19 protein-coding genes are annotated in these 24143 nt (G+C 70.0%); 6 read left to right on the top strand and 13 right to left on the bottom strand.

Annotation, left to right across the window (positions count from 1 at the left end; translation table 11 throughout):
* Positions 1-2: 2 nt before the first annotated feature.
* The 3 genes from POL25_RS41965 to POL25_RS41975 form a co-directional block, all read right to left on the bottom strand.
* Complete coding sequence (locus tag POL25_RS41965) at positions 3-314, bottom strand: hypothetical protein (RefSeq protein WP_272092067.1); 312 nt, start codon at positions 312-314, stop codon at positions 3-5.
* Between the two features lie 140 nt (positions 315-454).
* Positions 455-1381, bottom strand: coding sequence for an AraC family transcriptional regulator (locus POL25_RS41970; protein WP_272092068.1), 927 nt, complete (start codon positions 1379-1381; stop codon positions 455-457).
* 196 nt (positions 1382-1577) lie between these two features.
* Positions 1578-2597, bottom strand: a complete 1020-nt coding sequence (locus POL25_RS41975; RefSeq protein WP_272092069.1) for an SDR family oxidoreductase — start codon at positions 2595-2597, stop codon at positions 1578-1580.
* Positions 2598-2978: 381 nt separating this feature from the next.
* On the opposite strand from POL25_RS41975, the gene POL25_RS41980 reads away from it, so the two are divergent.
* Entirely contained in the window at positions 2979-4391 is a 1413-nt protein-coding gene (locus POL25_RS41980; RefSeq protein WP_272092070.1) for a hypothetical protein, read from the top strand.
* A gap of 71 nt (positions 4392-4462) precedes the next feature.
* Here the strand turns inward: POL25_RS41980 and POL25_RS41985 are convergent, their stop codons facing one another.
* On the bottom strand, positions 4463-4951 hold the full coding sequence (locus POL25_RS41985; protein ID WP_272092071.1) for a hypothetical protein: 489 nt from the start codon (positions 4949-4951) through the stop codon (positions 4463-4465).
* A gap of 494 nt (positions 4952-5445) precedes the next feature.
* Between POL25_RS41985 and POL25_RS41990 the strand changes: the two genes are divergently transcribed.
* Positions 5446-6543 carry an NADH:flavin oxidoreductase gene (locus POL25_RS41990; RefSeq protein WP_272092073.1) on the top strand — a complete coding sequence of 366 codons (1098 nt, stop codon included), beginning with the start codon at positions 5446-5448 and terminating at the stop codon, positions 6541-6543.
* A gap of 30 nt (positions 6544-6573) precedes the next feature.
* On the opposite strand, the gene POL25_RS41995 is transcribed toward POL25_RS41990, so the two are convergent.
* Entirely contained in the window at positions 6574-7704 is a 1131-nt protein-coding gene (locus tag POL25_RS41995; protein ID WP_272092074.1) for a DNA alkylation repair protein, read from the bottom strand.
* Positions 7705-7958: 254 nt separating this feature from the next.
* On the opposite strand from POL25_RS41995, the gene POL25_RS42000 reads away from it, so the two are divergent.
* The 3 genes from POL25_RS42000 (at position 7959) to POL25_RS42010 (ending at position 11779) form a co-directional block, all read left to right on the top strand.
* A complete protein-coding gene (locus POL25_RS42000) occupies positions 7959-8813 on the top strand; it encodes a ketopantoate reductase family protein (protein ID WP_272092075.1) in 855 nt (284 codons plus the stop codon).
* Positions 8814-9257: 444 nt separating this feature from the next.
* A complete protein-coding gene (locus POL25_RS42005) occupies positions 9258-10145 on the top strand; it encodes a hypothetical protein (protein ID WP_272092076.1) in 888 nt (295 codons plus the stop codon).
* A 20-nt stretch (positions 10146-10165) separates the two neighbouring features.
* Positions 10166-11779, top strand: a complete 1614-nt coding sequence (locus POL25_RS42010; RefSeq protein WP_272092077.1) for a hypothetical protein — start codon at positions 10166-10168, stop codon at positions 11777-11779.
* A gap of 30 nt (positions 11780-11809) precedes the next feature.
* On the opposite strand, the gene POL25_RS42015 is transcribed toward POL25_RS42010, so the two are convergent.
* From POL25_RS42015 to POL25_RS42035, 5 genes are all read right to left on the bottom strand, one after another.
* On the bottom strand, positions 11810-12883 hold the full coding sequence (locus POL25_RS42015) for a hypothetical protein (protein ID WP_272092078.1): 1074 nt from the start codon (positions 12881-12883) through the stop codon (positions 11810-11812).
* 393 nt (positions 12884-13276) lie between these two features.
* The gene (locus tag POL25_RS42020) at positions 13277-14650 is read right to left on the bottom strand and encodes a hydroxysqualene dehydroxylase (RefSeq protein WP_272092079.1); all 1374 of its coding nucleotides are present in this window, start codon (positions 14648-14650) and stop codon (positions 13277-13279) included.
* A gap of 215 nt (positions 14651-14865) precedes the next feature.
* The gene (locus POL25_RS42025) at positions 14866-16353 is read right to left on the bottom strand and encodes a DUF1501 domain-containing protein (RefSeq protein ID WP_272092080.1); all 1488 of its coding nucleotides are present in this window, start codon (positions 16351-16353) and stop codon (positions 14866-14868) included.
* A 19-nt stretch (positions 16354-16372) separates the two neighbouring features.
* Positions 16373-17002, bottom strand: coding sequence for a hypothetical protein (locus POL25_RS42030; protein ID WP_272092081.1), 630 nt, complete (start codon positions 17000-17002; stop codon positions 16373-16375).
* A 13-nt stretch (positions 17003-17015) separates the two neighbouring features.
* A complete protein-coding gene (locus tag POL25_RS42035) occupies positions 17016-18455 on the bottom strand; it encodes a DUF1585 domain-containing protein (RefSeq protein ID WP_272092082.1) in 1440 nt (479 codons plus the stop codon).
* Positions 18456-18664: 209 nt separating this feature from the next.
* On the opposite strand from POL25_RS42035, the gene POL25_RS42040 reads away from it, so the two are divergent.
* Complete coding sequence (locus tag POL25_RS42040; RefSeq protein WP_272092083.1) at positions 18665-19570, top strand: LysR family transcriptional regulator; 906 nt, start codon at positions 18665-18667, stop codon at positions 19568-19570.
* Positions 19571-19618: 48 nt separating this feature from the next.
* Here the strand turns inward: POL25_RS42040 and POL25_RS42045 are convergent, their stop codons facing one another.
* Genes POL25_RS42045 through POL25_RS42055 form a run of 3 tightly spaced genes read right to left on the bottom strand, consistent with a single transcriptional unit; the run spans position 19619 to position 24125 of the window.
* Complete coding sequence (locus POL25_RS42045) at positions 19619-20236, bottom strand: hypothetical protein (protein ID WP_272092085.1); 618 nt, start codon at positions 20234-20236, stop codon at positions 19619-19621.
* Positions 20237-20259: 23 nt separating this feature from the next.
* Entirely contained in the window at positions 20260-21090 is an 831-nt protein-coding gene (locus tag POL25_RS42050) for a thioesterase II family protein (protein WP_308477921.1), read from the bottom strand.
* Entirely contained in the window at positions 21087-24125 is a 3039-nt protein-coding gene (locus POL25_RS42055; protein WP_272092086.1) for an aminotransferase class I/II-fold pyridoxal phosphate-dependent enzyme, read from the bottom strand. Before POL25_RS42055 ends, POL25_RS42050 begins: the two co-directional genes overlap by 4 nt.
* Positions 24126-24143: the final 18 nt, after the last annotated feature.

A 24143-nucleotide genomic window follows, 5' to 3' on the forward strand; every position in this document is an offset into this window, starting at 1 on the left:
GCTCACTCCTCGTCGGGGAAGGTAAATCGCAGGCTCACGTCCTCGCCGCCGGCCGCGGCGATCCGGCCGCGCAGGCGCTCTTCCGTCTCGGCCGACCAGACGCCGAAGCGACTGATGATCACCGGCCCGGTGGTGTACGCCTCCATGCGGACGACCGGGTCGCGGGCGCTGCCGCCACGGATGTCGACGACGACATCGAGCTTGTCGAAGCCCTCGTCCTGGTAGGCCCACGCCGCGAGGGCGGCGAGGACCTCGTCCTTGCGCTGCCGCGGCCACTTTCCGACCCTGGCGACGAACTCGAGATTGACCGACATGGGCGCGAACCTAACACGCGCCCCGGCCCTGCACGACGGGGACGCCACCTGCCGCGATTCGGAACTTCCCCGGGCGCACGCCTGCGCGGCGCCTGACGAATCGGGCCTCGCGACCGCGATTCGTCCGGGCTGAGCTTCTTTCACGCCAGCGGCAGATACAGCTCGGTGCGAAGCTGCTCGGGCGGCGCGTTGGTGGGGTTGTTGCGGTACAGCTCGTAGCTGTGGCCCTCCCCGACCCGCTGACCGCTGCGCGGCAGCCATTCGCCCATCAGGCGCGACCAGGCGTCGCCGAGCCCGGTGTACGGGCCGACGTGCACCGTCTTCGCGTAGCGCCCGGCCGGCAGGTGCTGCTCGCCGAGGCCGGCCGGCAGAGCCACGTCCGCGGGCACCACCAGGCCGGCGTCGGCGCGAAGCTGCTCCGGCGGAGTGACCTCGGGGTCGTCGTAATAGATGGCGACCATCGCCGCCTCGGGGAATCGCAGCAGTCCGGCCGGACCGACCAGCGCGCCGAGGCGGGCGAAGGCCGCGGAGATCCCATTGTAGGGACCGACGTGGGTGACGGTGGCGACCCGCAGCGCGGGCAGGGTCTCGATGTCGACGTTCATGATGGACTCCTTGGTGGCGATATGGACGACGAGCTCGCGCGTCGGGTCGTCGCAGTAGTGCACGCCCGAGGGCGCGGCGAGCTCGGGTTGCGGCGGACGCATGCAGCCGGTCCGCGGGTCGAGCACGCCCTGGCGAAAGGCCGACGGCGAGGCGCCGTAGGCCTGACGAAAGGCGCGGGTGAAGGCCTCGTGGGTCTCGTAGCCGGCGTCGAAGGCGATCGCGGTGACGCCGGCGTCGCTGGTCAGCAAGGCCCTCGCGGCCCGCTCGAGCCGCAGCCGGCGGTGCATCTCGAGCGGCGTCTCGCCGACCATGCCGCGGAACACGCGATGGAAGTGAAACGGCGACAGCGCGGCCCCGCGGGCCAGCGCCGCCAGATCGAGCGCCCGGTCGAGCGACTGCGCGATCTGCCCGATCGTGCGCAGCACCGCCGCTTCGTAGAAGGATCGCGTCTCCGGCTTCACGAGCACAGACGTACCGCAGCCCGGACCCGCCGACTTGACGGGCCTTGCGAATTTGCCCGAAACGACGCCAGAGCCCGTTCTGTGGCCCGCCACGGCCCGGCTCGGCGAGTGAGCCACGGCCTGACGCCTCGCGCTGCCCGACGAGACGGACCGTCGCGTCGTGCTGCGCGAGGCGCCTTTGCGGGGCGGCGCCTGACTAAAACTTCCCGGACCCGCCGGAGGCGCCGAGCACTTGCCCCGTGCAATAGCTCGACTCCGCCGACGCGAGCAGCACATACAGCGGGGCGATCTCCGCCGGCTGGCCCGGGCGGCCGAGCGGCGTATCACCGCCGAAGTTCGTCAGCTTGTCCGGCAGCTGGCCGCCGCTCGGCTGCAGCGGCGTCCAGAACGGCCCGGGCGCGATCGCGTTGACGCGGATCCCCTGCGGCGCGAGCTGCTTGGCCAGCGACTTCGAGAAGGCGACGATCGCCGCCTTGGTCTGCGCATAGTCGAGGAGGTTGGCCGACGGGTCGACGGCCTGGACCGACGCGGTGTTGATGATCGACGCGCCGGCCGGCAGGTGCGGCAGCGCGGCCTTGGTGATCCAGAACATCGCGTACACGTTGGTCTTGAAGGTCGCGTCGAATTCCTCGGTGGTCAGCTCGAGGATCGATCTGCGCTGCTGCTGACGGGCCGCGTTGTTGACGAGGATGTCGAGCCCGCCGAGCTGCGAGATCGCGGACGCGACCATCTGCTTGCAGAACGCCTCGTCGCGGATGTCCCCGGGGACAGCCACCGCCTTGCGGCCCTCGGCGCGGATCAACGCGATCACCTCCTGCGCGTCCGACTCCTCGGCCGGCAGGTAGTTGATGGCCACGTCGGCGCCCTCGCGCGCGAAGGCGATCGCCGCCGCGCGACCGATGCCCGAGTCCCCGCCGGTCAGCAGCGCCTTGCGCCCGACCAACCTGCCGGAGCCGCGGTAGCTCTGCTCGCCGTGATCGGGTCGCGGCGTCATCTTGCTCGCCAGCCCCGGCCACGGCTGCTGCTGCTTGGGGAACGGCGGGCGCGGGTACAGCGTGGTCGGGTCCTGCAGCCGGGCCGGCTTCGCCGAAGCGGCGGCGCTCGCGGGCGCGGCGGCGGCAGTGGCCGGGCCCGCGACGGCTGCCGCCGCCAGCCCGACGCCCATCGTGCCGACCATTCGACGCCGCGTGATCGTGTCGCTGTCCTTCGGGTTCATGCGCGCGCAAGGATGGACCCGCCGGCTCGCCGCGCCAGCTCGCGGCCGGTCGGCACAGGCCAGCCTCGAGCGGCGCGCCATCGACCGCGCGCGTGACGGCTGGGCCGGCCGACCGGGGCGGCTCGCAGCCGAGCGGCGCAGGGTGCGGCGCCACGAGGCCAGCGCGGCGGAGGCCTCACCGGTGCACAGGAGCCCGACCCGCGAGCTCGGGCACGAAGCCCCATGGCGAAGTCGCAGCGGACACGGGACGGCGCGGCTGCTCCTGCCACCGAAGGACCAGCGTCGCCCCACGAGCCCGCGCGGCCGCGCTCCGAACGTTTTTTCAGTCGCCCCGGCAATTCGCGGCCCGCCGCCGGCGACTCCAGCGCTGCGGAAATGACGATGCCCCGACTCATCCTCTCCTCGACCCTGCTGACCTTCGTCGCCGCGTGTCCTGCCGACCCGGCGAGCACGACCGCCGACCCCTCCACGTCGGACTCGTCCTCCGACGCGACCTCGACCGACGGATCCGACGCGACCTCCGAGGCCCCCACCTCGACCGGCGACGCATCGACCACCGAGGACGACCCGACGACCAGCACGACTGGCACGACCGACTCGACCGGCGACACGAGCAACACCGGCATGCCCGCCGGCGGCTGCGGCGACGGCGTGCTCGACGACGGCGAGGCCTGCGACGACGGCAACGACGCCGCCGAGGACGGCTGCGAGGCGTGCCAGCCGGTCGCGCACGTCGACTGGACCGTCCAGCTCCCCGGCGACGCCGGCGGCCATGACCGCGCCCGCGACGTCGCCATCACCCCCGATGGCACGATCCTCGTCGTCGGCTACCAGGACGGCACGGCCGGCGTCCGCCGCCCGCTGATCGTCGCTCTCGCGCCCGACGGCAGCGTGCTGTGGAAATACGTGCACCCGAGCGAGCACGACTACGGCGGCTACGAATCGATCGCGCTCGCCGAAGACGGCACGTACTACGTCGCCGGCTACCTCACGATCGATCCGGGCAACGCGACCTCCGCGGCGCTCCACAAGTTCTCGGCCGACCATGCGCTCGAGTGGGTCCACGAGCAGCCGGCGCCCACCAACAGCAACGCCTTCGCGCAGGGCGTCGCGCTCGCGGACGACGCCGTCTATACCGCTGGCGCCGAGAACGGCGCGCCGATGCAGATGTTCGTCCGCCGCCATGACCTCGCCACCGGCGCGACGACGTGGGCGTGGAACGGCTCCGACCCCGAAGCCTCGGCGCGCGCGAACGGCCTCGCCGTCGCCGGCGACCGCCTGGTCGTCGTCGGCTCCTGGGTCATCGATGGCGAGGACCATCCGCTCGCCGCGGCCCTCGATTCGCAGGGCAACTTGATCACCCACGTCACCACCAACCTGAAAGGCGAGCTCACCGACGTCGAGGCGATCGGCGACGAGGTCGTGATCTCCGGCTGGCACGTCCCGCTCGACAGCTCGCCGCTGCTGTGGCGCTCCGACCTCGACCTCAACTCCGTCTGGAAGGAATTTCCCGAGACCGACGGTCAGCTCCACGGCGTCGCCGCCGATCCGTCGCGCGGGCTGATCGTCGCCGGCCTGGTCGGACACCCCGACTACGACGCCGACATCCACGTCGGGCTCCACGGCGACGCCGGCAACCAGCTATGGTCGAGCGTCGCCACCGGCATGACGCCGGACGGGGACGACCGCGGCGAAGACGTCGCCTTCGGCCCCCACTCGTTCGTCGCCGTCGGCGGCGTGGGCGGCCCGGACGGCACCTACGACCTGTGGATCCGCCGCGTCCTGTTCGGCTGATTCTCGATCGACGAGCGCGACACGCGTCGCAGCGGTCGAAGCCCGTGTTGCCGTGTCCCGTGTCGCTCTCGTCAGGGCGCGGTCCGGGGCGCCCGCGCGCGAGGGATGCTCCGAAGCCAGGCCTGGACCTGCTTACGATACTGGCGTTCGATCTCGAAGCTCAGCACCTCACCGTGGGTCTCGGTGACCACCGTGAGGATGCTGGTGAAGAAGCTGAGCGACGCGGACTCGATATCCCCCACCGCGACGCTCACCGATCCCGCGACGGCGCGCACCTGCTCCTCGGGCCGAAGCGGCTGAACCTGGGCGAGCATTCGTGCCCCTTCGGCGGCCGTGTCGATCACGTCGCGCGAATGCTCCGCGAGATCGAGGAGCGCGCCCATGAGCCCGCCACCTCCGCCGGCCTGCTGATGGGTCTCCCAGCCCTGCACGAAATAGAGGCAGTCCATCGCGAGGATGAGCCGGCCGTGGTCGGCTCGGCGCTCTCGCGGATCGAGGCTCGCCAGCCTGCGGGTGACGCTCTCGAGGACAAAAGGCCGGACCGCGTAACCATGAACCATTCGCGCGCGAGCGTATCACGCAGGAGCATCGCCGTGGCCGTCGTGGCCGAGGTCCGCGCTGACGAAGGCGATACCCGCTCGAATCGCGAATCGCGGCAGCGGATATGCTCGTAGTCGGTTTAATCAAGCATCGCCGCCTCATGCTTCTCGGGGAGCGCGGTGTGCCGGTTCGCTCCTGCCGCGAGCGCTTCGCAGGACCGCCTACTGCGTCACCAGCGCGAAGCGGACAGGCACCGAGGAGCTCACGTCTGACGGACCTGCAAGCACGTGTCCCACCACGGAGCGGACCATGCGAAGCCTGGCGCGTTACGCTCCGACCCGTACGCAGCCAGCACCATGCGTCAGAGGCGTTGGCGACCGCGACGACGCGGCCGCCCCTCCTCGGATTTAGCGCACGACGGGGCCGCATCGGACCGTCTTGACCGTCCATTTTATTGAACTAACGTTCCGTACAGTGGATCGCGCGACCGCGGTCCCCTTGTCCACGAGGTCTCATGAGCATCGACTCTTTGTTCCGGCCGCTGCAGGTCCGTTCGCTGCGCCTGCCCAACCGCATCGTCATGGCCCCCATGACTCGCTCCTTCTCGCCGGGTGGCATCCCGACGGCCGAAGTCGCCGCGTACTACCGCCGGCGCGCGCAGGGCGAGGTCGGGCTCATCGTCACGGAGGGCACGGTGGTCGAGCGTCCGGCGGCGCGCAACGACGCCAACGTGCCGGTGTTCCACGGCGACGCCCTGCCGCAGTGGAAGCGCGTGGCCGACGAGGTGCACGCCGCGGGCGGGAGGATCGCGCCGCAGTTGTGGCACGTCGGGTCGTCGCGCGGCACAGGGGCCGACTGGCGGCCGCTCGGTCGCGTCGACAGCCCGTCGGGGCTGGTCACGCCGGGCAAGCGGGCGCTCGAGCCGATGACCGAGGAGGACATCGCCGACACGATCGCGGCGTTCGGTCGCTCGGCCCGGGCGGCCCGCGAGCTCGGCTTCGACGCGGTCGAGATCCACGGAGCGCACGGTTACCTGATCGATCAGTTCTTCTGGGGCGGCCTCAACGAGCGCACCGATCGCTGGGGCGGCGCGACCATCGGCGAGCGCGCGGCGTTCGGCGCGGAGGTGGTTCGGGCGGTGCGCGCCGGCGTCGGCGAGGACATCCCGGTGATCCTCCGGCTGTCGCAGTGGAAGGCCCAGGACTTCGAGGTGAAGAACGCCGCGAACCCGCGCGAGCTCGAAGCGTGGTTGACGCCGCTGTCCGAGGCCGGGGTCGACGTGTTCCATTGCTCGCAGCGGCGGTTCTGGGAGCCGGAGTTCGCCGACTCGGAGCTCAACTTCGCCGGCTGGGCCAAGAAGGTCACGGGCAAGCCGACGATCACCGTCGGCTCGGTCGGGCTCGACGGCGAGTTCATCGCCGCGTTCGGCGGCGCGTCGTCGCGGCCGGCGTCCCTCGACGGATTGGTCCGCCGGCTCGAGGCCGAGGAGTTCGACCTCGTCGCCGTCGGCCGCGCGCTGCTGGCCGATCCGCAGTGGGTCCCGAAGATCCGCGAAGGCCGCCACGACGAGCTCGGCGTATTCGAGCGCTCGGCCCTGGCGACGCTGTCCTGAAATTGGGGCGAGCCGCAGCGCGGCCACGACTCATGCTCGCAGTTGGACCGCGGCCTCGCCCAGCACCTGGCCGTTGATGCGGAGGTCCACGATGTGCGCGCCGGGATAATAACGGCGCGTCGTCACCGGCTTGAACGAGTGGCGGCGCTCCAGCGCGCGCTCCTCTCGTGGGCCGAGCTCGATCGCCCAGCCCTTGAACACCTTGGGCGAGGTGCTGCCATTGGCCTTCACGTGGTGCACGGCATAGTCGATCACGAGGCGCTGGGGCTTGGCCGCGGTCGAGCGCAGCACCAGGCGCAGCGTGATCTCACCGCCGATGGCGACCCGGGTCGGGGTCACGCTCCACTCCGCCTCGCCGCGAAACGCCTGCCCCAGGCCCCAGGCGGCCAGCACCGCCGGATCTCCCTGCTTGATCAGCGTGCGGCTGGCGTGTCGCAGCAGCGCGCGACGCTCGGGCGACGCACCCGGCAAGTGGCGCCCCAGCCACTCGGCCACGAGCGCGGGGTGGTCCTTGGCGATGTCGTTCAGGTGATTGGCGACGCTGCGCCGCACGTACTCGCTGGGGTCGTCCTGCAGCGCGGCGAGCCACGGCAGCGTCGGCGTGGGGTCGAGCACCAGCGCTTGCAGCCGCAGGCCCCAGGGCAGGCGCGGACGGCTGCCCTCGCTGACCAGCCGTCGCACGTGCGCGCTCGGGTCCCTGACCCAGCCCGCGAGGGTCGCGTAGGACACCGCGGGGTGGCGCACGAGGAACGGCCGGATCGCAAACTCGGCGGTCAATCGCTGCGTCATCGCGTGGAGCGCCGCCAGACCACGCTCGGGCGTATCGATCGCCAGGCGGGCGATCGCCTCGGACAAGGGCCACACCGCCCAGCCGGCCAGGCCGCGCTCGCTGGTCCGTAGCGCGCTCAGGTCGTCACCCGCGCCCGGCGGCCCGAGGCTAGCCTCCAGCAGCCCGGCCGCGCGGTCGACGTCGGCCGGCAGCGTGGCCACCAGAGCATCGGCCAATTGCAGCACGCGGGCCTTGAGCTCCAGCGTGTCCAGGCGCGCCAGCGCCCGGGCCGCGAAACCACGGCGATCGAAGCCTGGATCGACGCGCGTCAGGTGGTGGCCGATGGCCTGCACGACTTCGGCGTTGATCAGGTTCTTGAACGGCTCGGCCATGGCGCGGCAGCATAAGCCGACTCGGGATGGTTTCGCGCCTCCTCGGTGGCGCGGCTCGGGGCGCGCGGCGAGCGGCATTCGCGGTCGCTGCCGCGAAGCCCGGCGGCACGGCCCCGTCGTCGCAGGCGAGCGCATCGTGTTCGCAGAACGACGCACGTCGATGCAGCGCCGCGTGCACACGCTGCTCGGCCTCGACCTTTGGCGGCTCGCGGCCCGCCGTCAGATGGCCCGCCCGCGCGTGCTAGACGCAGCGCATGAAGATCGCCATCCTCGGTCCCGGAGGGATCGGCAGCACCTTCGCCTTCCAGCTCGCGCGCGCCGGCCACGACGTCACCGTCATCGCCCGCGGCGCTCGCCTCGCGCACCTCGAGCGCGAGGGAGCGATCCGCAAGAACACGGGAGAGCGCGCCGTCGTCGACGTCCAGGCTGCCCTCGATCCCGAGACCGCGTGGGACCTGGTGCTCGTCTCGGTGCTCGCCTCGCAGGTCGACGCCGTGCTGCCGGCCCTCGCCGCCAGCGCCGCGCGCACGATCCTCTTCATGTTCAACACGTTCGAGCCGCTCGATCGCCTGCGCGACGCCGTCGGGCGCGAGCGCGCAGCCTTCGGCTTCCCGGCGATCCTCGCCTGGCTCGACGACGGCGTGTTGACGACCAGCATCGTCACCCGCGGCCCGTTGCTCACCCCCGTCTCCGATCCCGCCTGGGCCCCGGTCTTCACCGCCGCCGGCATCCCCACCGTCGTCGAGCCCGACATGCAGAGCTGGCTGCGCACCCACGCCGCCTTCGTCGTGCCCGGGATGATCGCCAGCATCCGCGCTTACGACCGCCGCGCCGGCCTGTCCTGGACCGAGGCGAAGCAGCTCGCTCGCGCCTCCGACGAGGGCTTCCGCCTGGTGCGCCGGCTCGGCGACGCCATCGTGCCCGCCGCGATGGTCACCTACGGCCGCCTGCCCACCGTCGCCACCACGGCCATCCTGTGGGCGATGAGCCGGGTCCCGTCGATCCGCCGCACCGGCGCCGCCGGCCCCGGCGAGTCGCGCACGCTGATCGACATGATGACCGCCGCGGCCCCGGGCGACACGCAGACCCTGCTCGCCGTGCGCCCGTGATCGACGGCCGCCGCGAGCGCGCGACGGCTTCAGCTCCACCCCGGGCGAGCACGCCGCCGGCCTCGTCTACCGCGACCTGCATGCCGGCAACGTCCTGATCGACTTCGACCAGGCGGCTCTGCTCGTGGTGGCGATCACCATCGCCGCGGCGGTGATGATCCGGCTCACGGTTGCGTCGCGACGAACGTTCGTTCGCCCCGACGATCGAAAGCAAAGAATTAAAGCCCATGGCCTCCCCATTGGGCGAAGCGACGTCGCCCCACGGTGCATCCACGCCTGCGCTTGACGTTGCCCCGGTCGTGGAGCATCCAACCGCCGCGAAATCCGAACGTCCCGTCCGACTCGCCGCCCGCGCGGTGTATCCGCGACGCACTCGCCAGCCACCACATCCATACCGAGACCCCCAGCCGCCTCGTCTTCTTTGGTGCTACGTAAGAGCCGGCCATGCTGATGCGCCTCACGCTCGCCCTGAAGATGCTCGCGCCGCCCTCACAGGAGGCCGCCGACGCGGCCTTCAACACCGGAGATTTCCGCGAGGCGCTCGACCTTTTCCTCGAGCGGGCCGCCGACTCGAGCGTCCACCGCCCGGACGCACTTCACGGTGCGCACGACAGCCTGATCGCCCTGCACGGAGCGACCGGCGAGGGCGAGCACCTCTGCCACGCTCTCGAGCTGACCCGCGCGCTGTTGGCGAGCGGGCCGTTCGCGGACGCCGAGGAGCGCGCGGCATGGGCAGAGATCGAGGCCCGGGACCTCGACAGGGTCAAGCGGGCAGGTGTCACCTGTGCCGCCGCGACGTCGGATACGGCGCGCGTCGGAACCTCTGTCGCAACGGCAGATTCCCCTGCCAGCGAGTCCCTCGTCGGGTCACTCGCCGCAACGATCCAGCCGCCAGGGCCGCGGGCGGGTGAACCGGACCTCGATGCGCTGCTGCCGGTGACGGGGCGCCCCCCTGCAACCCGGTCGACCACGCCGCGGCGGGGCCGCGAGCTGATGATCGCCGGAGGCGTGACGCTCGGCGTCGGTCTCGGTCTCGCCACCGCCGCCGGCGTCCTGGGCGGCCGTATGCTCGACACCTGGCGTGAAGCCGACGCCCTGTATGAAGCGTATGGCCCCGTTGGTCCCGGCGCGGTGGCCGACCAGAGCGCCGCTCTCGCCCGTGACTATCATCGGCTGCAGGCGCCGATGCTCGCGACCGCTGTCATCGGCGGGAGCGCCCTCGTCGTCGGTGCCGTGCTGACGGGCGTCGGTGCAAAGCGCCTCTCGCGTGCCACGTCCTACGCCGCTCTCCTGCCCGCGCCCGGGGGCCTCGTCCTCCACACTCGCTTCTGACGTGCTCTGCCGAGGCCCCGATGTCCACGCTCTCCCGCTTCCTGACGCTGCTCGCCCCGTTCTGCCTCGCTGGTTGCCCGATCCCGGAGGTCGCGCACTGCGCCGACTACGACCTGTGCCCTACTTCGTCCGGCGCGGCCGCCGCGAGCACCGGCGGCGATCCGATGCTGCCCACCGGCGAGGTCCTGACCGTCACCAGCGCCGGCGAGGTGACGACCACGAGCACGACCACGGCAGCGCCCGGCACGACGGGCCAGCCCGCGGTGCCGGCCGTGGTGTCGGTGATGTTCACGCCCGATCCGCTCGAGCAGGTCGGGATCATCGAAGTCGAGGTCGTCGCCGAGGACGCGGACCACGTCCGCATGGACCGCCCCGGCTTCGAGTCGCTCGAGCTGTCCAAGGGGCCAGACGAGCGCTTCCACGGCGCGATCGAGATCCTCAGCGGCCTGTCCAATGGGACACATGAGGCGAGCTTCGTGCCGCGGCAGGAAGGAGTCGAGGGCGCGACCGAGATCGGCTACTACACCGTGGCGCTCCCGGAGGCCGGCTCCGAGGTGCTGTGGGACGTGATCCCGGACGACGGCCTCGGCCAGGTCGACGCGCTCGCCGTCCTCGGTGACGAGGCCATCGTCGGCCTCGGCACGCTGTACGACGGCGACACCCCGCGCTGCTACGTGCACCGCCGCGACCTCGACGGCAGCTACAGCGGCGCCGACGTGCAGGTGTTGTTCCCGGAGTATCCCTGCACCGCGGTCGACCTCGAGACCGACGGGGAGACGATCGACCTGCTCGTCACGGTGACGGGCGGCGACGGGCCGCGCTGGCGCGTGGCGACGATGGCGTGGGGGCAGGCGCCAACCGTCCTCCGCACGGGCGAGAAAGACGAGGTCGCCCACGCGCTCGCCCGCGACGGAAACGGTAAGCGGGCCGTCTGCGGCACGGCCCCGTCGCCGGGGCTGATGGACACGATCGACGGGCGGGTCTGGACGCTCAACGGGCCGACGAGTGAGCTCGACTACCAGCCGAAGGTAGTCGAGCACCAGTTCGACGAGAACGTGATGGACTGCAAGTTCAGCGGCGACCAACTTGTCCTCGTCGGCGAGGTGTATGGGAAGCACGAGAACAGCGGGCTCGATCCGAAGCGCAAGCGGCCGTTCTTGCTCGAGCTTGACGACCAAGGCGAGGCGCACTGGACCGTGCCGGGGCTCGGACCCGGCAACACGACACAGGGAGGTGCGAGCACGCTGGCGATCGACGATCAGGGCCGCGCCGTCGTCGGGCTCTACACCTGCGAGGACATGTGTGACCGGGAGCCGGAGCTGTGGATCTACGAGCCCGGTGGCGACCTCGCGTTTCCGCCAGTGACGCTCCCCGCGGAGGTCTCGGTTCCGTTCGGCCTGACGTGGAGCCCGGCGGGGTACGCCGTCATCGCCGGGGCCCTCGGCACCGGCAACACGACGCAGTTTCTCATGCAGGGCTACGTGCCCGGCGCCTACGCGCCCGCGTGGACCTTCGCGAAGGGCAAGCAAGCCGGCCTGCACATCGCGTTCGCGGTCGTGGCCGCCCCGGGCGTCGTGGTCGGCGCCGGAACTGGCGCGGGCGGGTATCCGGCGTTCGCGTTCGTCAACCCCTGAGCGCGGCGACGATCGCCCGCAGTCGGGCTCCTACTGCGGGATGAACTTCGAGCAGGCGGCCTCGACGAGGTCGGTCGCCTCGTCGAACCCCGGCCCATAGTCCGGCTCATCCGCCCGAATGAAGTGTGTGTAGGGGAACAGGCTCACGAACTGACAGACCCGGTCATACGCGAGGCACTTCTCGCCGTCCTGCACGCCGCCGATGCTGAACATGACCACGGACTCCTCGTCGTCCTTGGCGTCCACGATCGCCTGCGCCCAGTCGGCGGGTGTGCCCTCCGAGTCGTAGTCGGCGGTCCACGAGACGAGCGTGGCGACGAGCAGCGCGTCATCACGAAGAAAGTCCTCGTTGCAGCCGCCGGGGTCGTTCAGCTCCGGGCTCACCGCGTGGACCAGCGCCTCGCCGAGCAGGTCGCCGCCGTCCGTGCCGACCTTGGCGATGCAGGCGAAACTTTCGGACGGGCCAGGCGTGTCCCGCGTCAGGTAGCGGCGGCCGTCCGCGATCTCGCAGGGCTTGTTGGGGGTGAACGAGCCAGCGTTGAACACCGCGCCCGCGCCCCAGGTCGTGTCGCACTCGGCGAGCTTCCCGATCATCTCACACGGATAGGCATCGCCGGCTGGGCACTTCGCGGTGAAGGGGCCGGGACACTCCTCGTCACACTTCGGGAGGCCCCACAGCGGATCGCCCTTGACGACCATGATGTGGTAGTCGAAGTCGGCGAACTTGCTCTGGATCGTCTCGAGGAACTTCGGGACCGCGTCGGCGAGCTGGGCCTGGACGGCGTCCATGTACTCGTGGCGCGAGATCATGAATAGGAAGTCGATCTTCCCCTTGCAGCCCTCGGGCTGGAGCGGACCGAGGTCGTCGCTGCTGCCAACATCGAGGATGAGCGTCGTCTCGCCGGTGCTCGCGCTACCACTGCCCGAGCCGGTCGACAGCTCGCCGCCCGTCGTCGAAGTCGAGCCGCCACTCGAGGAGCTGGTGCTCGGATCGGAGGTGGCCAGGTTCGGCGGCGCCGTGGTGAACGGCGTCGTGTCGGTCTGCGACGGCTGGCAGGCGAGCGCGAGACCGAGGGCGAGGACAGGCCGGGACCGTGGCCGCATGCCCCAAAAGGTAGCCCATGGCGCGCGGAGCGTCCACGAACCGGCAACGCAGTTCCAACCACCAACATAATGGTCACTCCGGCTCAACTTGCGATACCAGCGCCCACCGATCCCTTGTCCCTCCGCGAGCAGGCCGTCCCAACGCTACCGGCCACCAGGTCCGCGCCAGTCCGAGCCCCTCAGCGACGCCCTCGCCCGCCCACGACAGACTCACCCATGCCTCGCGGGCGGCCTCACCTGGCGCTGGTGTTCGTCGGCGCCGTGTCGCAGGAGCGGCCGGACCTCTCGCGCGCTCTCGATGAGCGCCCGCACCACCGGCAGGCACGCGTCCTTCGCCCACCAGGTGACGACGTCGGACAGCTTGAGATCGAGGTCGACGACCGAGCTCTCCGGCTATGTTCCCAGTCCGCGATTCACCGCCCGCAGCACCGCCCGCGCGCAGGCGTTCCCGCCGCGGACCGCCCCCTCTTGCGAGCCGAAGAACTCCTGCTGGGTCCAGTCGCCGGCCAGGAACAGGTTCTCGATCGGCGTGACCTGCGAGGGCCGTCGCGTCATCGCCCCCGGCAGCGGGCGGATCAGGTGGTGCTCGTGCTTCAGCACCACCCGCTTGACCACCTTCGCCGCCGCGATCTTCGGGTTCGCGGCGCCGAGGTCGGCGAGCACGTGCGCGACGATCGCCGCGTCGTCCCAGCCCATGAGCGGGTCCGCCGGGCTGACGATCACCGACAGCCGGCTGCCCAGCGCGTAGGGGTACGTGTAGCGCGACTGGTCCTGATACACCGGGCAGTTGCTGCCGGCCACCAGCGTGAAGCCGTCGCGCCGGGTCACCACGCGGTCGAACCACAGCTGCACCGAGATCGCCGGCGCTGTCGGCAGATCGAGGATGTCGGCGAAGAACGGGCGGCTGCGCAGCGGCTGCGGGATCTTCGGCGCGAACACCCACGCCGGCAGGGCGACCACATAGATGTCGGCCGCGAGCTGCTCGCCGCCGACGAGCTTGAAGCCGGTGATCGTATCGGTCTTCGCGTCGTATTCGATCTCGTCGAGCTTCACCTTGGTGCGGATCTCGACGCCGCGCTGCTTCAGGTGCGCCGCGAGCGGGGCGAAGATCTCCGAATCACGCGCGCCGCGGTAGCCGCCGAGCCGCGCCCGCAGCGGCCGGATGAGCGTCTGATGGGCCCAGCCGAGCAGGTTGTAGGCCGAGAACTGCTCGGCGTCGGTGAACTGGATCGCGCGACAGAACGGCCGCAGGGCCCGCTCCAGCGCCTGCTGTGAGCCGCTCGCGCGCCGCCACCAGTCGACCACCGTGAGCCGATCGAAGCGACGCAGCAGCGCCTCCGGCAGCGCGGCCGGGGCCAGCAGCGGGAGCAGCGACAGCTTGGCCAGCGGTCCCAGGTAATCGTTGTTGCCCAGCGCGCCGAGCAGCGTGCGCAGCGGCGCGTAAAGCGGGTTGGTGCCGAACAGCGCCGACGGGCCCGAGGGCGTCTCGAACCGCAGATCGTCGGTCCAGTACAGCACCTCGCGCGGCGGTCGGCCGATGTCGCGGAGCAGCGCCCGGAACTGCGAATAGGCCCCGGGGAACAGGTGGAGCCCCTGCTCGATCCACTCGCCGTCCTGGTCGAGGAAGGTCCCCGCGCGCCCGCCGAGATACGGCTGGCTCTCGAGCACCGTGACCGGCAGCCCGGCCTCGGCGAGCCGCTTGGCGCAGGCGAGACCGGCGAGGCCGCCGCCGGCGATGACGACGCGGGGATTGGAGCGCGGGCGCATGCCCTGTGGGTGTGCCCGAAGACGACGACGCGACAAGCCGCGGGCCGGTGAGCGGCGCGGACGCGGCGAGGTCGTCACAGTCGGCGCGCGGTCCTGCGGCGAGTCCCCGTTCGCGCCTCGCGGCCGCGCATCGCCACGCCGTCCGCGCCGCGCCTCGAAGACCACGCGCGCGCGGTCCGACGAATCCGCGATCGGCGATCCGCCCGCCCGCCGAATCAGGCGAGCAGCGCGGACATGTCGAAGCGCTCGGGGAACTCGATGTCCATCGCCTGGGCGATCGCCGAGTAGATGTGGCCCTCGGAGCACTCGAGCTTCGGGTCGGCGTCGCCCGTGCTGCCGTCGAAGCCGTAGGTCTCACAGGTCGTGGGCTCGATGCCGCCGAACACCCGGTTGCCCTTGAGCAGCGGCGAGACGATGAGCGTGCCGTTGTTGAGCGAGTGGCCGGTGCCCCACGACTCCGCGCCGGCCGGGCGCGTCTTGTCGCGGCCGAAATCGGTGGCGACGTAGATCATCGACCGGTCCCACATCTTGCCGAGCGCCGGATCGCCGAGGTAATCGAGCTGCTGCAGCAGGTCGACCAGCGCGTCGATGGTCCGGAGCACGTGGCCCCACATCAGGTACTGCGCGATCCGGTGATCCGAGTGCGAGAAGTCGAACGCGATCGGCGTGGTGATCAGCTTCTCGTTGCCGAACGTCGGCTCCTGGCGCAGGCCGATGGTGCTGACGCAGGACAGGCCGTAGTACGCCAGCAGCACGGACAGCGCCGCCTGCGACTCCCACGGGTCGACCAGCATGTTGGAGAACTTGCTGGCCAGCGTCGGCAGCAGCGGGCTCGACATGACGCCGTACTTGGGGTCGAGCAGCTCGGGCGGCAGCAGGGTCAGCCGGTCCATCAGGTTGGCGGACTCGAGGCGCGGCTGGACCTCGCGGCGGTTGGCGAGGAAGCGCTGGCGCCTGGGGCTGTCGGCGAACGTGCGGCCGAACGTCGAGGCGTCGTCGAGCTGCTCGCGGACGCCGCGAGCGCGCTCCACCAGCCCGCGGCCGGGGGCCCCGACCACCCCCTTCACGCCGTCCATCGCCGCCGCGAAGCCGAGCGGCGAGGCGATGATCTCGGCCCGCGCGAACGCGGGCATCGAGGGGTCGACGCCGGGCTGGATGTACCCGTCGTTGGCCATGTTGCAGTTGGGGATGATCAGGTCCTCGCCGTGGCGGACCGCCATCGCCTCCATGATCGTGCGGCCGCGGTTGATCCCGGCGCCGGTCACCGATCGGTGCTGCCCGACGCTGTGATTGACGCTGGAGCACTCCTGCGTCAGCACCGTCGTCCACGGGTGGTGCTTCTTGAGGAAGCCGTCGAGCGAGTAGGTCGTCTCGTAGAGCCCCGCGAGCAGGCCGACCGACTCGAAGTAGCCGGGGCAGCGCAGGTTGCTCCCGGTCGGGGTGATCACCTTGTCGTCCTCGTAGGCGTTCAAGGTGTCGGCGCGCGCGTCGTCGCCGACCTCGCTGCGGGTCACCGGCAGGAAGCTGTCGACGATGCTCGCCCCGCCCGTCGCGCACAGCACGAACAGCAGCTTGCGATCCTTGTCGGCGTTGCTGCCCGCGCGCTCTCCGGCGGCTCGCCCGAGGGCCGAGCCGAGCGCGGTCGTGCCCATCGCCCCGGCCATCGCCAGGAGCATGTTTCGTCGCCCGATTTTGCTGGTCATCGTCGCAGGCTCCCGTGGCTCAGAAGAACAAGAACTCGGTCGAGGTGCCGATCGCAAAGCAGGCGAGCAGCGCGAAGTCATGGGCCGACACCGGCTTGCCGTCGTCGTCGACGGTGAGCTCGCCGAGCGTCGTCAGCTCGTGCGGCTCCGGGTCGCGCGACAACAGGCGGCGATACAGCGCCGTGACCGTCGCGGTGAACTCCTTGTCGTCGGGGGACGGCGCCGCCGCGGCGGCGAGGTCGAGGTCGACGAACACGGCCGGCGAGCCGCCGCGATCGAGCTCGGCCCGGTTGGCGCAGGCGCTCATGACCACGCGCTCGAGCACGATCGGCGTCGACACCAGAGTGTCGGGCAACGGCTCGTAGAGCCCGATGCGCAGCGGGTCGGCGCCGCCGAGCGAGATGTGGTGGATCTCGCGGGTGCACGAGCCGCGGCCCAGCTCGTTGCACACCCGGTCCTCGGGCAGCTCGAGCGCGCGCATGAGGTCCTGCTGGAGCGCCGCGTTGCGCTTCCATTGCAGCTCGCCGCGCTGGGCGCGTTGCATCTCTTCGGCGCCGGTGTCCTCGGAGCCGCCGCCGCCGCCGTCGCGGCAACCCGCCACGAGCAGCAGCGCCGGCACGAGCGAATGAACGAGTTTATGCATGATCATCGTCGTGCTCCTCTCACGGCATGCCGAAGGCGTCGGTGTCGACGAGGCGGTGAAGCAGGCGGTTGGCCGAGTAGCCGTCGGCCGGCATCGCGGTCCAGACCGCGTCGAACTCGTCGAGCTCGTCCGGGCGCGGCTCGTGCCCCACCGCGTAGATGAAGAACATGTGGGCCAGGTTGCGCTGGAACTCGCGCGACTGCGACATCACGGCCGCGAGGTCGACGAGGCTCTCGACCGGCCGGTCGAGCACGACGAACCCCGGGTCCGCCTCGTCCCATCCGGGGATCCGCTCGGTCGGGCGCGTGGCCCGGTACTGCCCGGTGCGGTTGAGGTTCTTGAGGTCGATGCCCTCGTAGTACGAGAACGCGTACGACAGCGGGTCGAGCGTCGAGTGGCACTGCGCGCACGCCTGGGCGGCGACGCCCTTGTCGTCGATGTCGAGGGGCTCGCCCTCGACCGGCCGGATGCCCTCGTTCTGCGACAAGTCGAGCCCGAGGTACTCGCGGTAGGCGTGCCCGGCCGCGACGCGCGGGACGGCGGCGAACATGATGTTGATGAACAGGTTCCACTGGGTCGTCAGCATGCCCGCGCGGTGCTCCGGCGCGAGCAGCTGGCCCCCGCCGAACGCGCCCGACGGGTTGGCGATCGTCCCGTCGACCTTGCGGAACGCGCCGGCGTCGTCGAGGCCGACGTGGTACTGCGCGGTCAGCAGCTCACGCGCGTCGCGGTCGCCGGACAGCACGTACTGCCACAGCCGGTAGTCCCACTCGTAGTCGGACAGCGTGATCTTGTAGCCGTTGATCGAGATGTCGGTGTCGACGCCGAAGGCCTGGACCGGGCGGATCTTCGGGTGCGCCAGCGAGGCCAGCGCCTCGTCGATCCAGAACCTGGTCTCGAGGCACTCGGCGAGCGCGTCGTGGATCGCCTCGATCTGGGCCTCGCCGCCGAGCTCGGCGAACTCCGTGACCTCGTCGTACGACGGCGAGGCGCCGCAGAACAGCAGGCGGACCCGCTTGAAGGCGTAGCGCGGATCGTACTCGCCGATCGCGTAGCTCGGGTTGTCCAGCCCTTCGGGGGTCGGCCGCGGCATCCACTGCGACAGCGGATCGCCCGGGTCGGTCCCGAGCTCGATCTCCTCGCGGTTGCTCAGGCCGTCGCCGTCGCTGTCGTCGTCCTCGATGGCCGCGAGCGCCGACGCGAGGTTGTCGTCGAACGCCGCGCCCTTCAGCGCGCCGAGCACCGCCCCGCCGTACGCGTTCCAGTTGACCGGCTGGGTCGACAGGTGACACTTGCTGCACGTGATGCTGCGGCCCATGCACTCCGGCGCGTCGGCGTAGACGTCGCAGAAGGCGCGCGGGCCGGTCGGCCTGGCCTGGCTCTCGGGCGCGAACGAGGCGACCGCGAGGCCGCAACCGACGAGCGCCAGGTACCGCAGGACGCCGTATCGAGGGATCATCGGTCCCCCTCCCCGAGCCGCGACGGCTCGGCGGGCGAACTCGGTCCAGGGCGGGGAGGCCGGGCCGTCTGCAGACGAACGGGCGCGACGGCGAGCGACATGGCGGTCATTGGCGGCTCCTGTATCCTCGAAGGTAGAATGTTCCGCTGCAGCATACGAGCCCCACCGGCGCACCTGACTGGTGCGTCCACGCAACAAGGACCTCGGCCATGGAATCACTGCTCGCCAACCTCCCCACCCTGATGGCGCTCGTACGGCACGGCTCCGTGACCGCGGCCGCGGCAGAGCTCGGTGTCCCCCGCAGCACGGTGAGCCGCCGACTCGCCCGTCTCGAGCAGGAACTGGGGGTCGTGCTGGCGGAAAGGACCACCCGGACGCTCAAGCTGACCGACGCCGCGCGCGAGCTGGGCGGGGAATCGGCCGCGCTGCTGACGAAGCTCCGGACCACCGCCGAGGCCATCGTCGCCGAGGCCGGCAAGGTGAAGGGGCGGCTGCGCATCGCCCTCGCGCCGGGGTTGGGCGGGCCGTTCATCACGCCGCTCATCGCCAGCTTTCAGCGGCGGCACCCGGACGTCGTGGTCGAGCTGCTCGTCACCGAGCGGCAGCCGCACCTGCTCGACGACCAGATCGACGCGCTGGCCGTGACGACGCTCGACCCCGCGTTGCCGTGGAGCCGCCGGTCCCTCGGCAAGACCCCGGCGATCGCGGTCGCCAGCCCTCGCTATCTCCGCGATCGCCCGGCGCCGACCGACGCCGCGGCCCTCGAGGATCACGTCGTGCTCTGGTACGGCCTCAACCGCGGCGGCACGTTCACCTGGCCGCGGCTGCGGGGCGCGCCGCTCCCGGTGCGCCCGGCGTTCGTGACCAACGACCTGCCCACGCTGCGAGAGATGGCGCTCGAGGGCGTGGGCGTCGCGGTGCTGCCCATGCACCTCATCGTCGACGAGCTGGCCCGGGGAGCGCTCGTCCACGTGCTGCCGAAGCAGATCGGCGCCACCATCGAGTTCTTCGCGCTGTTCGTCCCCGAGCGCGGCAAGAGCCCGGTTCTGCGCGCCCTCTTCGACGAGGTCTCGCGCTTCTCGGCCAAGCTCGCGGCCAGCCGCAGCAAGGCGTGACGCGGGAGCTGATCACGAAGGCGCGGCGCTCGCCGGCCGCGTCGATGACTACATGTCTCTTGGGACATGTACGAACGTCGACCCCGGTAGTCGGCCCTGCACGCCTTCCGGCAGTCGCGGAAGGATTTCCACCACATCCGCCATCACCCGGCCGCTCTTCTCCAGCAACTGGTTGCACCTGCCGAAGAGCGGCTGCCGGAACTCCACCGCCAGGGCCTCGCTCATCAGCGCGTCTGACCAGGTCTGAAAGAAGATTGCAGGCCGGCTGGTGGAGGCTACCTGCATGTCCGCCAGCAGCCGCCCCAGCGGTACGTGCCCCTGCACCAGCAGCTCCCGCCCCCGACTCTCGAAGCAGTTCAGGTGGATGCGGATGGCCGCCAGCTCCGCGGGGCGCAGGTCCACCGCGCCCACCAGCAGCACCTGGCGCCGCAGCTCGTCCTTGCCCAGGCTGGTGTGGAGCACCTTCAGCGTCAGCCGCTGGTCGAAGAAGTCTTCCAGCGTCGGCGTCATCGTGCCCTCATGCACCAGCAGCTGTCGGTACGGTTGCGGCATGTCCTCCGGCTCGATGAAGGACAGGCGCGGCAAAGGCAGCCCCCGAGCGGCGTAGAGCACCTCCAGCGGCTCGAACGCGCTGGGATGTGAATCGGTGAACTTTCTGCCAGACATGTGGATCTCCCTCGCGCTTGGGGTCACCGGCCGCATCGCTCAGTCTCCGTGGGCTCGAGCGCCGCTCGAGTCGCGCTTCGTTGCGCGAATCGCCACGAGACGAGTCGGCGCCCGATCTCGTGCAGAAGCTCGGAGCGAGCGCTGTCCAAGAAGAAGTGCCTCCCCGGAAACACCTGCAGGTCGAACGGTCCGGACGTGTACTGCCGCCATGCCTTGAGCCCCTCATCCGTCACCTCCGGATCCTCGATGCCGCTGAACACGGTGAGGGGCGCTGCCAGGCCGCCTCTCACCGGTCCACGCGCCCGCGTATCGACGAGCGCGAAGTCGGCACGCAAAATGGGAATGAACAGCTCGATAATCGCGTTGTTCGCGAGCACCTCCTCCGGCACGCCGTTCCATCGCCGGAGCTCCACCAGGAGCTCCTCTCGCGAGACGTGCTGGAGCGAGCGGCGCTCGATATGTGGCGCCTGCGCTCCAGAGACGAAGACATGGACCGGGGAACGCTCGGCGACGGTTGCGAGCCGCGACGCCAGCTCGATGGCGATGCTGGCGCCCATGCTGTGGCCGAAGATCGCAAATGGGCGGTCGATGGCGGCGGCGCACGCCCCCGCCATCACGTCCACGAGCGACGACATGCGCCGGCAAGGCTCCTCTGCCATGCGCTGCCCGTGGCCCGGCAGCTCGATTGCCACCACCTCGATGTTATCGGGGAGCGCGGCTCCCCATTCGCGGAAGGCACTCGCATCTCCCCCTGCGTAGGGCAGGCAGAGCAGCCGCAGGTCACAGTCGGGACTTGGACGACGTTTGGAAACCAGGAGGAGCTCATGGGACTCTCGCTCACGGGTGATGGCTATCGCTTCCGGTTCTTGACGTCCGCGAGCGCCCTGAGCGCCTGGTCCACCTCTGCGGTAGTGTTAGCGGCCGTGATCGAGAAGCGGAGGACCCCCTTGTTGTAGGGAACGAGCGGATAGACGGCGGGGGTAATCAGAACGTCGTGCTCCCACAGGATGCGGCACGCCTCGACCACGTCGGCGTTGGAGCCGACCTCGACCGCGACGAGGGGAAAGTAGTTGTTCTCATTGACTGCGAAGCCGAGAGCCCGCGCTCCGCTCACCAGCTTGCGCGTCAGCTCGAGCAGCTGCGCACGCCATCGACCGCCCTCATCCCGATTCAAACGAACGCCCGCGATGGCGCTCGCCAGGCTTGCCACGCAGGTCGGTCCCGAGTACCCAAAAGTAGTGGTCTCGTTGGAGAGCCGCGCCTTCGTCGCCCTGTCCGGAACGGTCATGAACGCGCCATAGGACGAGAACGCCTTCGACAGTCCAGCGACGTAGGTGATGTTGTCCTCGGCGTAGCGCAGCCCGTGGAACCTGACGAGCCCGTTTCCCTTTTGCCCGTATGGCATCCCGGGATTCGGATTCTCACCGATGACACCGAAACCGTGCGCGTCGTCGATGTAGATATGCGCGTTGTAGGTCTTGGCCAGCCGCACATACGCCGGGAGATCGGAGAACGTGCCTGACATCGAGTACACGCCGTCGATGACGATCAGCTTCGTCCGGGAGTGCGGGAACCGGACCAGCTGTCGCTCCAACGCTTGGAGGTCGTTGTGCGTGTAGTCCACGAGCTCGGCGCCGTCGACGGTGGCCCGGCAGCAGGCCTCGTACATGGTGTTGTGCGCAGCCACGTCCTTGAAGATGACCCCATCCCTGCCGACCAGCTTGGGGATGATGCCGAGGTGCAGGAGCGAGAGAGACGGGAAGACGAGCACCTCGGGCGAACCAACGAGCTGCGGCAGCTCGGACTCCAGCTCCTCGTAAATCCTCGGGGTCGCGACCTGCCGGCTCCAGCTCGGGTGCACGCCCCACTTAGCGACCGCCGGCGCGATCGCTTCCATGACCTTCGGGTGCAGATCCAGTCCCAGGTAGTTGCAGGACGCGAAGTCAGACCTCCACCGCCCCCCGGCGAGCACCTGCCGGCCGCGCTGTTCCTCGACGAGCACCAGTCGCTGAGGGACCAGGGGCGTGATGTCCTCGACCAGGTCGGGTCCCGGCACTCCGTCCGCGAGATGGCGCGCCAACTCAGCGGGGGTCGGGTGGGCCCAGGCAACGACCGGCGAAACCTCCCTCGCCAGGAGCCGCCGCAGGTCCTGGGCAAGGCCGACGGCGAGCAGCGAAGTCATCCCGTAGTCGGAGAAGCGCCGCTGAGCGTCCACCGGCTGGCCGTCGAGCTCGAGGTTTCGCGCGAGCCAACCGGCGATCCAGCCCTCGTGCTCTTCGACCGACTGCGGCTGCTTTGCGAATACCTCCTCATCCGAGGTGGCCGGGACCTTCGCACTCTGCCGGCGGTCGAGGGCTCGCTGATTCTGGATTGCTGCGATGGATTGCAGCTTCTTGTCGCGAAGCACGCGCTTGAGAAGCTTTCCGCTGCCGCTCTTGGGCAGCGCGTCGACGAACTCGACGTCGCTCGGAACCTTGAAGTCGGCCATGTTCTTGCGACAAAACGCGAGGATGTCGTTCACCGTGGCCCTGGAGTCGGGACGCAGCACGATCGCGGCGCATACCTTCTCCTCCGAGATCGAATCTGGGATGCCGTAGACCGCGACCTCCGCGATGTCTCGATTCTGATACAGGATGTTCTCGACTTCGGAAGGGAAGACCTTCATCCCCGCGACGTTGACCATGTCCTTGATGCGGTCGACGATGTACAAGCAGCCGTCGTCATCCATGCGGCCGATATCGCCCGAGAGGAACCAGCCATCGTGCAGCTTCTCGGCGGTCTCTGCGGGACGATTCCAGTAGCCCAGCATGACGCTCGGTCCGCGGATCGCAATCTCACCCAGGTCGCCCGGCTTGCCCGCTTCGCCGTCTGAGCCGACCACGCGCACTTCGACCCGGGCGATCGTGCGTCCCACCGACCCGGGCTTGCTCCGGGGGTCATGGTTGAAGCACGCCATGCAGGTTTCGGTGAGACCATAGCCTTCGTTGATGGCGAAACCGTACTTCTCGAGCCACTTGCTTCCGAGCTCGACCGGGAGCTTCGCGCCCGCGGAGACGGCGCGCCGAATCGAGATCAGTTGCTTGGGCGCGGACTGTTCGAAGAGCATCAAGTACAGCGTCGGCACGCCGAAGAAGAGCGTGATCGCGTGTTCTTCGATGGACCGAAGCACGGACTCGGGCTCGAACTGACGATGCAGCACCAGCGTAGCTCCGGCCTCGAAGCATGGGTTGAGCACCGCGGTCTGAGGGAAGCTGAAGAACAGGGGCAGACAAAGGAGGACGCGGTCCTCGTGCTGCACGGACAGCGTGCCGACCGCCGTTTGACTGCTGACGATGACATTGTGGTGCGAGAGGAGCGCGCCCTTGGGAAAGCCGGTCGTCCCGGATGTGTAGTGAATGACGGCCGGGTGGTCGGCTGTCACTTCGGCGGCGATCGCCTCAGGCGACTCGGCGAGCGACAGGGCGGCGAACGTGTCTGTGCTGGCTGGAGCACCGTCGACGAGAACAACGCGGTCCAGGTGGGGCAGGGCGGACCGCATGGCATCCGCGGCCGGAAGGACGCCTCGCAACGTGCCCGAGGTGATCAGAACCTTGCTGCCGCTATCCTTGAGGATAAACTGCGTCTCCTCCGACTTCAGCGCGGCGTTGATGGTCACCGCGATGGCGCCGAGCTTCAGTGTTCCGAGGAATGCAAACACGAACTCGGGCTGGTTGGGGAGCCACAGTGCCACGCGGTCGCCGCGGTGGATGCCGAGCCTGGCCAGAGCGTTCGCTGCGCGATTGCTCAGCTCGTTGAGCTGCCGGTAGGAAAACTTCGCACCTTCGAAGATCAGAGCGTCGTGGTCTGAGTAGAGCTTTGCGGCGCGTTCCACATGTTGTACGAGATTCATTTTCGATATTCCTTTCGA

This window comes from Nannocystis bainbridge (assembly GCF_028368995.1).
Taxonomy (GTDB): domain Bacteria; phylum Myxococcota_A; class Polyangia; order Nannocystales; family Nannocystaceae; genus Nannocystis; species Nannocystis bainbridge.

What these genes read in the sequence shown, in the direction of transcription:
- POL25_RS41985 (WP_272092071.1), bottom strand. Translation starts at nt 4,951, where the DNA reads ATGGTTCATGGTTACGCGGTCCGGCCTTTTGTCCTCGAGAGCGTCACC.
- POL25_RS42040 (WP_272092083.1), top strand. Translation starts at nt 18,665, where the DNA reads ATGGAATCACTGCTCGCCAACCTCCCCACCCTGATGGCGCTCGTACGG.
- POL25_RS42010 (WP_272092077.1), top strand. Translation starts at nt 10,166, where the DNA reads ATGTCCACGCTCTCCCGCTTCCTGACGCTGCTCGCCCCGTTCTGCCTC.
- POL25_RS42055 (WP_272092086.1), bottom strand. Translation starts at nt 24,125, where the DNA reads ATGAATCTCGTACAACATGTGGAACGCGCCGCAAAGCTCTACTCAGAC.
- POL25_RS41995 (WP_272092074.1), bottom strand. Translation starts at nt 7,704, where the DNA reads ATGGCCGAGCCGTTCAAGAACCTGATCAACGCCGAAGTCGTGCAGGCC.
- POL25_RS42005 (WP_272092076.1), top strand. Translation starts at nt 9,258, where the DNA reads ATGCTGATGCGCCTCACGCTCGCCCTGAAGATGCTCGCGCCGCCCTCA.
- POL25_RS42035 (WP_272092082.1), bottom strand. Translation starts at nt 18,455, where the DNA reads ATGATCCCTCGATACGGCGTCCTGCGGTACCTGGCGCTCGTCGGTTGC.
- POL25_RS41980 (WP_272092070.1), top strand. Translation starts at nt 2,979, where the DNA reads ATGCCCCGACTCATCCTCTCCTCGACCCTGCTGACCTTCGTCGCCGCG.
- POL25_RS42015 (WP_272092078.1), bottom strand. Translation starts at nt 12,883, where the DNA reads ATGCGGCCACGGTCCCGGCCTGTCCTCGCCCTCGGTCTCGCGCTCGCC.
- POL25_RS42030 (WP_272092081.1), bottom strand. Translation starts at nt 17,002, where the DNA reads ATGATCATGCATAAACTCGTTCATTCGCTCGTGCCGGCGCTGCTGCTC.
- POL25_RS41975 (WP_272092069.1), bottom strand. Translation starts at nt 2,597, where the DNA reads ATGAACCCGAAGGACAGCGACACGATCACGCGGCGTCGAATGGTCGGC.
- POL25_RS42025 (WP_272092080.1), bottom strand. Translation starts at nt 16,353, where the DNA reads ATGACCAGCAAAATCGGGCGACGAAACATGCTCCTGGCGATGGCCGGG.
- POL25_RS42020 (WP_272092079.1), bottom strand. Translation starts at nt 14,650, where the DNA reads ATGCGCCCGCGCTCCAATCCCCGCGTCGTCATCGCCGGCGGCGGCCTC.
- POL25_RS41990 (WP_272092073.1), top strand. Translation starts at nt 5,446, where the DNA reads ATGAGCATCGACTCTTTGTTCCGGCCGCTGCAGGTCCGTTCGCTGCGC.
- POL25_RS41965 (WP_272092067.1), bottom strand. Translation starts at nt 314, where the DNA reads ATGTCGGTCAATCTCGAGTTCGTCGCCAGGGTCGGAAAGTGGCCGCGG.
- POL25_RS42045 (WP_272092085.1), bottom strand. Translation starts at nt 20,236, where the DNA reads ATGTCTGGCAGAAAGTTCACCGATTCACATCCCAGCGCGTTCGAGCCG.
- POL25_RS42000 (WP_272092075.1), top strand. Translation starts at nt 7,959, where the DNA reads ATGAAGATCGCCATCCTCGGTCCCGGAGGGATCGGCAGCACCTTCGCC.